2 protein-coding genes are annotated in these 3,283 nt (G+C 75.2%); one reads left to right on the top strand and one right to left on the bottom strand.

The window, feature by feature from the left end:
* The coding region (locus tag F6X68_RS31725) for a glycoside hydrolase family 6 protein (protein WP_151457693.1) at positions 1-910 on the top strand (910 nt) is incomplete at its 5' end.
* A gap of 84 nt (positions 911-994) precedes the next feature.
* Here F6X68_RS31725 and F6X68_RS31720 read toward each other — a convergent pair.
* Positions 995-3,190: a bifunctional polysaccharide deacetylase/glycosyltransferase family 2 protein gene (locus F6X68_RS31720; RefSeq protein WP_151457692.1), complete on the bottom strand. Its 2,196-nt coding sequence runs from the start codon at positions 3,188-3,190 to the stop codon at positions 995-997.
* Positions 3,191-3,283 lie beyond the last annotated feature (93 nt).

Below are 3,283 nucleotides of genomic sequence, written 5' to 3'. Positions count from 1 at the left end.
CGGGTCCCCCGCGGCGGCCCCGCCCCCGGTCTTCTACGTCGCCCCGGGGAACCCCGCGGCGGCGGAGGCGGACCGGCGGGAGGCGCTGGGCCGGACCGCCGACGCGGCGGCGCTGCGCCGGATCGGCGCGCGACCCAGCGCGAAGTGGCTGACCGGCGGGCCGGCGGTCCGCGACGAGGTCGACGCGTACCTGGGGCAGGCGGCGCTCGCCGGCCAGACGCCGGTGCTGGTCGTGCACAACATCCCGGACCGCGACTGCGCCCGCCAGGGCACCGGCGGGGCCAGCGGCCCGGCGGAGTACCAGCGCTGGATCCGCGACCTCACGGCGGGCGTCGAGGGCCGGCCGGTCACCGTGGTCCTCGAACCCGGGGCGGTGCCGGACGCCGTACGGGGCTGCGTCCGCGACCCCGACGGGCGGCTCACGCTGCTGCGGGACGCCGTCACCGTGCTCCGCAGCACCGGCAGCGCCCGGGTCTACGTGGACGCGGGGCACCCCGGCTGGATCTCCGACGTCGCCGCGCTCACGGCGGCGCTCGACCGGGCGGGGGTCGGCGAGGCCGACGGCTTCGCGCTCAACGTGGCCAACTTCTTCGGCACCGCGCAGAACGTCCGCTACGGCCACCGCATCTCCGACGCCCTCGGCGGCGGCACCCGCTTCGTCGTCGACACCAGCCGCAACGGCAACGGCCCCCACGCGGGTGCCACCGTGGACGGCGCGCCCAGCTGGTGCAATCCGCCGGGACGGGCGCTCGGTCAGGAGCCGACGGCCGATCCCGGCCTGCCCCGGGTGGACGCGCTGCTCTGGGTCAAGTACCCGGGCGAGTCCGACGGCGCCTGCCGCCCCGGGGAGCCGGACAGCGGCGTCTGGTGGCCCGAGTACGCCCTCGGTCTGGCCCGGCGCGCCGGCTGACCCGACCGACCTTGGCGGGCCGGCCAGCCCCGCCGCCCGCCTGCTCAGCCCCGCCAGGCCGGTCGGCCCGGCCGGCGGACCCGGTCAGGCCGTGCCGCCGCGTTCGGCCGGCGCCAGGCCGGTGCGCCGCAGCTTCTGCCAGCCCAGCCGGCCGCCGGTCAACGCGGTGACCACCGACTGGAGCATCACCAGGTACATCAGTTGCCGGTAGACGAACTGCTGGAGCGGCAGCACCCACAGCACGCCCAGCTTCTCCCGGTCCAGCCGGAACGCCACCACGGCGGTCAGCGTCTGCAACCCGAGCATGGCCAGCCAGGCCACGGCCGTGGCGGTGCGGTCCAGGAAGAACAACCCGTACAGGGCCAGCAGGTCGATCACCGGCGCCAGCAGGGGCAGCAGCACCCCGAAGAGGCTGAGGAAGGCCAGGCAGCGGCGGGTGAACCGGCCGGACGCGCCCCGGTCGAGCAGGGACCGCCGGTGCTTCCACATCGCCTGCATGGTGCCGTAGCTCCACCGGTAGCGCTGCTTCCACAGCTGCCCCATCGTCGCCGGCGCCTCGGTCCAGGCGCGCGCCGTCTCCTCGTACACCACCTTCCAGCCGGCCCGGCCCAGCGCCATGGTGATGTCGGTGTCCTCGGCCAGGGTGTCGTCGGTCATCCCGCCGGCGTACACCAGCGCCTGCCGCCGGAAGCCGCCGATGGCCCCCGGCACCGTCGACATGCAGCGCATCGACTCGTAGAGGCGACGGTCGAGGTTGAAGCCGATCACGTACTCGATGTGCTGCCACTTGGCGATCAGGCTGTCCCGGTTGCCCACCTTGACGTTGCCGGCCACCGCGCCGACCTGCGGGTCCGCGAACGGCTGCACCAGCCGTCGGACGGCGTCCGGTTCGAGGACGGTGTCGCCGTCGACCATCACGATCAGGTCGTGCCGGGCCAGCGCGACGCCGGTGTTCAACGCGCTCGGCTTGCCGCCGTTGGGCTTGCGGACCACCCGGACGTTCGGCAGGCCGAGCCCTTCGGCGATGTCGGCGGTGCCGTCGGTGGAGCCGTCGTCGACGACGACGACCTCGATCCCCCCGGGATGGTCGCCGGTGGCCAGCGACCGGACCGCCGCCGCGATCCCCTCCTTCTCGTTGTACGCCGGGACGATCACCGACACCGGGTCGGTGACCGGCGGCCCCCAGGTCCAGTCGCGGGCCCGCCGCCGCCGGGCGTGCCGCCCGGCGAGCAGGAAGAGCAGCGCGGTACGCCCGACCGTGAGCATCCCGACGGCGACGAAGATCAGCCCGAAGCCGCTCATCGTCCGGTCCGCGCCCCGCACCGCCCAGACCAGTACCCGCCCCCGCAACCGCTCCCCGGCGGAGGCGGTCGGATTGCCGGTCACCTCGTGCCGCACCCCCGCGTCGGCCAACGCCTGGTTCAGCCCGCCGGTGACGGTGGCGAACTGGTACCCGCGCGCCTTCATCAACGGGATGAACCGGTCCAGCGCCTCGACGGTCTGCGAGCGGTCGCCGCCGGCGTCGTGCCACAGCGTGATCGCGCCCGCGTACCCGGACGGCGTGACGTTCTCGACGATCCGCTCGACGCCCGGCAGCGCCCAGTCCCGGCTGTCGGTGTCGTTGAGCACCGTCAGGTAGCCCAGGTCGCCGGCCTCGGTGACCAGCGGCCAGTCCCGGTCGTTCAGCGCGTCGGCGTGCGACGAGTACGGGAACCGCACCAGCGAGCTGCGGATCCCCGCCGCGCCGGCGACCGCGAGCTGGGTCTGGGCGTACTCCATGCGGCGCCGCCAGCCCGGCATGGTGGTCAGGTCGGGATGGGTGAAGGTGTGCACCCCGATCTCGTGCCCGGCCGCCGACATCTCCCGCACCAGCTCGGGATGCCGGGCGACCTGCGCCCCCAGCACGAAGAAGGTGGCGCTGACCTGGTGGGCGTCCAGCACCCGGAGCACCTCGCGGGTCCAGTTCGGATCCGGGCCGTCGTCGAAGGTCAGCGAGAGGGTGCGGGGCGGCAGCCGGTAGGAACGGGTCCGCTCGTCCCCGGCGCTGATGATCGGTCCCCCGTTCACCACCTCGTCGGGCACCCGGTCCTGGCCGGCGCCGGCCGGCTGGCGCTCGGGCACGAAGGCGGCGTCCGCGTACGCCCCGACGAAGAGCACGCCGGCCAGGACGACGAGCAGCATGCCGAGCACGGTCCAACTGGGCGGCGGCGCGACCCGCCGGACCCGGCCGTGGCGGCGGGCGGTCGTCCGGGGCCGGCGCGGACGGAAGCGGTCAGGCATCGTCGTCCGGTTCCACGGGAGCGGGCGACAGCGGCAGGTCGACGTCCGGGGACGGTTCCACGGGTGGCGGCTCGGAGGCCGGCGGGGCGGGCG

It is taken from the genome of Micromonospora sp. AMSO12t (assembly GCF_008806585.1).
In the GTDB taxonomy this organism is placed as follows: domain Bacteria; phylum Actinomycetota; class Actinomycetes; order Mycobacteriales; family Micromonosporaceae; genus Micromonospora; species Micromonospora reichwaldensis.
Note: the sequence above shows the minus strand (reverse complement) of the source record. Positions and strands in the feature narration are given on the sequence as shown.

What these genes read in the sequence shown, in the direction of transcription:
- F6X68_RS31720 (WP_151457692.1), bottom strand. Translation starts at nt 3,190, where the DNA reads ATGCCTGACCGCTTCCGTCCGCGCCGGCCCCGGACGACCGCCCGCCGC.